Origin of the sequence: uncultured Cyclobacterium sp. (assembly GCF_963976465.1) — a bacterium.
Taxonomy (GTDB): Bacteria; Bacteroidota; Bacteroidia; order Cytophagales; family Cyclobacteriaceae; genus Cyclobacterium.
In genome coordinates this window covers 1-4,742 of the sequence record NZ_CAXBOC010000449.1, presented here as the reverse complement: position 1 = coordinate 4,742, position 4,742 = coordinate 1, and the positions used below count along the sequence as shown (strand labels likewise).

5 protein-coding genes and 1 pseudogene are annotated in these 4,742 nt (G+C 36.4%); 1 reads left to right on the top strand and 5 read right to left on the bottom strand.

Going from position 1 to position 4,742, the window contains the following annotated elements:
* From AAC037_RS20010 to AAC037_RS20000, 3 genes and pseudogenes are all read right to left on the bottom strand, one after another.
* Positions 1-226 (bottom strand): annotated as a pseudogene (locus AAC037_RS20010) (DUF4440 domain-containing protein); the annotation flags it as partial.
* A 153-nt stretch (positions 227-379) separates the two neighbouring features.
* Positions 380-778, bottom strand: a complete 399-nt coding sequence (locus tag AAC037_RS20005; RefSeq protein ID WP_339905105.1) for a hypothetical protein — start codon at positions 776-778, stop codon at positions 380-382.
* Positions 779-1,510: 732 nt separating this feature from the next.
* On the bottom strand, positions 1,511-1,861 hold the full coding sequence (locus tag AAC037_RS20000) for a hypothetical protein (protein ID WP_339905104.1): 351 nt from the start codon (positions 1,859-1,861) through the stop codon (positions 1,511-1,513).
* 414 nt (positions 1,862-2,275) lie between these two features.
* On the opposite strand from AAC037_RS20000, the gene AAC037_RS19995 reads away from it, so the two are divergent.
* A complete protein-coding gene (locus AAC037_RS19995) occupies positions 2,276-2,986 on the top strand; it encodes a class I SAM-dependent methyltransferase (protein WP_339905102.1) in 711 nt (236 codons plus the stop codon).
* A 2-nt stretch (positions 2,987-2,988) separates the two neighbouring features.
* On the opposite strand, the gene AAC037_RS19990 is transcribed toward AAC037_RS19995, so the two are convergent.
* A complete protein-coding gene (locus AAC037_RS19990; RefSeq protein ID WP_339905101.1) occupies positions 2,989-3,555 on the bottom strand; it encodes an acyl-CoA thioesterase in 567 nt (188 codons plus the stop codon).
* A 766-nt stretch (positions 3,556-4,321) separates the two neighbouring features.
* Positions 4,322-4,742: hypothetical protein (locus AAC037_RS19985; protein WP_339905099.1), on the bottom strand; the 421-nt coding region annotated here is incomplete at its 5' end.

The window sequence follows — 4,742 nt, the reverse complement described above, 5'->3', positions numbered from 1 at the left end:
CAGCAGCTTCTACTCCATGTCTCCACTCCCCATTGGAAACCAACTGATCAATGTCCTCCGTCACGATGTATCTAAGCATTACCGTGTCTATGCTTTCCCTTGCTTTGGCGTAATTGGCTATTAAGCCTATTATGGCTTTACCGTCTTCCAGGTCTTGCCCATGCACATGGGTAGCAACACCAGAAAAAAGCAATACAGCAAAAACAAAAACTTTAGATAGATACATATGAAGCTAGGTTTGTAATAAAAGTAAGAATATTTGTAAAATTTCCCTACATTTTTACTACTGATTATTCAATAGTTAGCCTATTGAATACCCAAAAGCTCATGAATATACCGGTTCTATGAAACAGATGTGAAGTATAGTTGCGATTGAATATTATTTCTTTATACCATCCAATTCAATCGAATACCCCATTCGTATCTTTGTAACGATTGGCATATTTGAGTGGAAATCATTAGAGAATTCTTTCATTACCATATTGGAGGAGTAATTTTTTGATAAGTCTAATATGACCATATTTGGATCTTCTTCATTTTCATCAAGCCTTATTTCAGCAGTCTCCTTTGGCTCATCCTTATCCGTTTCTATACCCTTAAAGGTTGACTCAACCTTGGGTTCTTCAAAATTGAGAAATAACTCAGGTTTAAACTTTTTAATGGACCGAATATCAACCCCTGAAAAAATTTCGCCTTGTTCATAGGGGTAGTGAACAGTTTGTCCAAAAGAAGCAGTTGATAAAAATCCAATTCCAAAAATAAATACAACTCTAACCATGACTTTTTATTTTAATGAAAGATGCTTTTCATTTTTTATTTACACGTTAAATTAACTATTAAGTTTGGATAAAAATTTATAATTTCATTAAAAAGAGCTGTTTACCTATAATTTTAACAATAAATAACGGATGGAAGAACTTTTTTATCACAGATCCACTTTGTTCATCATTTCCCCATTTTTCGCTTCTTTGTCGCCAAAAAATTTCATTCCACAAATAAATTCAGAAATCATTGTTTAGTGATACTAAACCTGGCAGTTAGGAAGTAGTATTATACATTTACTAACTGTTCGGCTCTCTTGACTTTTCGTTTTTAAGTTTTGTTGTTCTCCCTTTAAGTATTCTTCATACGGCTCTTGTAGTGAGTTCGCAAATAATGATAAAGTTGTTCAATATTTCTTCGATCTACATGGTCGACCAGAATTAACTAAGTGTTAGGAAATGTATGTTTTATCTTCCTGTATCTCACACGATAAAGGTTTGTTTCTTCAGTCCAAGATGTAAGATCGTTCAAGTTATAAGTTCGAGAGCTGAATAATTTTGAGACCTGGAGATAATTAAATATCCACAAAATGTTGGACAGATAATCATTAAAACTTTCCATGTCCATTCTTGTTCAAGGTTCCATAAAAAATAAACCATCAAAATTGCCCCGGTGAAAAACACGATGGATGCTGTTAGGATGACAAAGTATTTCATGGAGCCGTTTAGTGCCTAACGAAAGAAAAAAACTATTTCTTTATACCTTCCAATTGAATTCCAAATTTCACCGGTTTCTTGCTAAACTTACGTATTCTGGAGGGGAAATCTTTGATAGGCATATTGGAAGAAGAATTCTTTGAAGGGCTTAAAATGGATACATTTGTTGAATCTTCCTCCAATTTATTATCACTAGCATTTGAATTAATTGCTGGAACTACCTGGCCAAGTGATGACTCAAACTTAAGGGTTTTATCGCTTAGGGTTTCAGGTACATCCAGGTTACCTTGTATTGAATGGGGAATATGGCGGATAATTAATCCCTGTCCATAAGCTACCGATGAAGATAAAAAGATTCCAAAAATGAGTACCATTCTAACCATGACTTTTTATTTTAATGAAAGATGCGCTCCATTTCCTATTTACATGTTAAATTAACTATTAAGTTTGGATATATTTATATAATTCCATTAAAATGAGCTACTTATGAATAAATTTAACAATAAATAACACGCAGAAGGTCTTTTACGCCACATATCCGCTTTTTTCATCATTATCCCATTTTTCGCTTCTTTTCAGACAATACTTCATTTATCAAATCGCTTCTGAAGTCTATCTGCTACCCTATGTTCCTTATGTATCTTCTTAATTATTAAACTCCACTTGCTCCTTCCGCATTTGCCTCTATTTCCTTTCAAATCATGACTTTCTGGTTTCTTTTTTTCAAAATATCAGCGTCACTTTCAGCAATTTAATGCTAAATTAAGCAACCAATCAACAATAACAGTATAAAAGCCATGAGATACCTACTAATTGTTTTGTCCTTATTTTCCCTGACCCTATCCGGAGAAGTAACTGCTCAAACCGGCAATGAATATTCCCACAAAGAGCCATCGAGAGATGGAATTGGTAAAGTATACATGGGTAGAGAAATTTCTCATGTCATGGGATTTCATGGGGTAGCCTGGCTGGAAAGAGACAGTCGCTCGGAAGAAGAAAACACCGAGCTTGCCATTAGCAATTTACCCATTAATGAGAACAGTAATGTGGCAGATGTAGGGGCTGGTTCTGGCTTTTATACTTTTCGCATTGCATCAAAAGTACCTGAAGGAAAAGTATATGCGGTAGACATCCAACAAGATGCGCTTGACTACATCAAAAACAAAGCAATAAAACAAAATGTAGACAATGTATTTACCGTTTTGGGAACAGAAAAAAGCCCAAACCTACCGGAGAAAACAATGGATTTGGTAATAATGGTGGATGTTTATCATGAATTGGCATTTCCTAAAGAGATGTTACAAAATATCAAGAAATCCCTAAAGCCTGATGGTAAACTATTGCTCATAGAATACCGTGGGGAGGATCCCAAAGTGGCCATAAAGCCCTTGCATAAAATGACTGTTAAGCAGGTAAAGAAAGAGTTGGAAGCCAATGGATTCAAATTGTCTACCAATGGACAATTTTTAAACATCCAGCATTTTCTTGTTTTTGAAAAAAAGGATTAGGATTAATTAATATCAAAGGAAATTTCACAGCGTTGTCCTACTAGCATGGTGGAAATGGCTTCTTTGTCCCAGGTCCGTTTTAATTCCTTGAGGATTGCTCCATATTCACTTTTGTACTTTTTCCTTTTGATGGCCTCTACAAAACGCCTGACATCTGTTCGCGTTTCCAATAATAAGGGTGGAACAGGTGTAGGCTTGTCATCCTCCCCTTTGGCTACCATGGTAAAGTAACAGGTATTGGTATGCTTCACAACACCGGTTTTCACATTTTCTGAAATCACCTTGATACCGATAATCATGGAGCTATTGCCCACATGATTGACGGAGGCTTTTAAGGAAACCAATTCTCCAACTTCCACGGGTTGTAAGAAATCGACCGTATCCACGGAGACAGTTACACAATAAGCCCCACTGTGTTTGGTGGCAGCAGTGTAAGCCACCTTATCCATCATGGAAAGTAAAATGCCTCCATGAATTTTCCCTCCAAAATTAGCATAGGAAGGAATCATAAGTTCTGTAATGGTAACACGTGAAAAACTGGCCGGTCGGGCACTTAGGGATGCACTCATCAAGTAATAGGATTAGAATAAATCAATAAAGTGGAAGTATTTTCCAGAGACAAATATATATATGATTTTTATAAATAATCCGGAATATCGTAATTGGATTTTTATATTTCCCCTGTTTTGGTTGAATCAATGCCAAGAAAACAAAGAAGACGTTGGGATTTTGTCAGCATTGTTGCGGAAATAGGCAACAATACCGCCAAAATCAGATACTCTCCTTATGCATCATCCAAGGGTTGTCACCCTTGGCTACAAAATTGCCACCCCTATAGGGTTACTCGCTTTCGTAAGGGATGATAATTTGTATTAATGGGGAAAAAGTAATTCAGTTTATAAGAGGACCAACCAATTAACAATCTTGGATAAATTGAATGGTACCGATAAAGTAAACTTTCTAGGACAGTGTGATATATTAGGTGTTTTTGGCCTTCAAAGCTTATGGTTTTCGGAAATGGATGGTGAACGCTAAAAAAATGAGTTTGCTCCGATGAGGAGATACACTTATTTGTAACCCCATATTCAGACCCAATAATTAAATGATGGAAACATAAATGAAATATTTTCCTTATGTAGCTTTTGTCAGCATTGTTGCAAAAAAAAATCTTAATACCGCCAAACCCAAGCAATAAATATCATTTGCTTCTAAAGGCTTAAACACATGACTATATAATACCGCAAACACAAAATGATTAAAGCCTATCCATCCTAAATCACCTCATCACCAGATCACTACATCACCAAATCACCAGATCACCCCATCACCACATCATCAATCCTTCCCTCCTATGGGCCTTAATTCATAAATATAATAACACTGGTATTCTTTTTCCACCTCATGGATTTCAGCCTGATCGGCATAATGTAAATAGCGATTGTTTCCTAAGCCGAGTTTTAGCTTTCCCGGCTTATCCCAGAGAACGGGAAGGCCAACTTGAACCCCATCCTCTATGGGATAATAATAGACTTTTCTTGTTTCCATTATGGCCATCCGCTCTCTGTAATCTTCCGTTTGAATATTGTCCTCAGGAGCTAATCCCGCGGTATATTCAACGATAAATGCATCTCCCATTCCGGTAATTTGCGTGAAGCCACCTCCTAGCGCAAAATCTATTCCCATTGATTTAAACCCTTCTCGATCGGCCATTTCCATAGGTACCCTGAAAAGTTGATCAGGTTCTTTTCGTTTCAGC

Excerpts from the sequence above, each read along its gene's own strand:
- AAC037_RS20005 (WP_339905105.1), bottom strand. The coding sequence starts at position 778 with ATGGTTAGAGTTGTATTTATTTTTGGAATTGGATTTTTATCAACTGCT.
- AAC037_RS20000 (WP_339905104.1), bottom strand. The coding sequence starts at position 1,861 with ATGGTTAGAATGGTACTCATTTTTGGAATCTTTTTATCTTCATCGGTA.
- AAC037_RS19995 (WP_339905102.1), top strand. The coding sequence starts at position 2,276 with ATGAGATACCTACTAATTGTTTTGTCCTTATTTTCCCTGACCCTATCC.
- AAC037_RS19990 (WP_339905101.1), bottom strand. The coding sequence starts at position 3,555 with ATGAGTGCATCCCTAAGTGCCCGACCGGCCAGTTTTTCACGTGTTACC.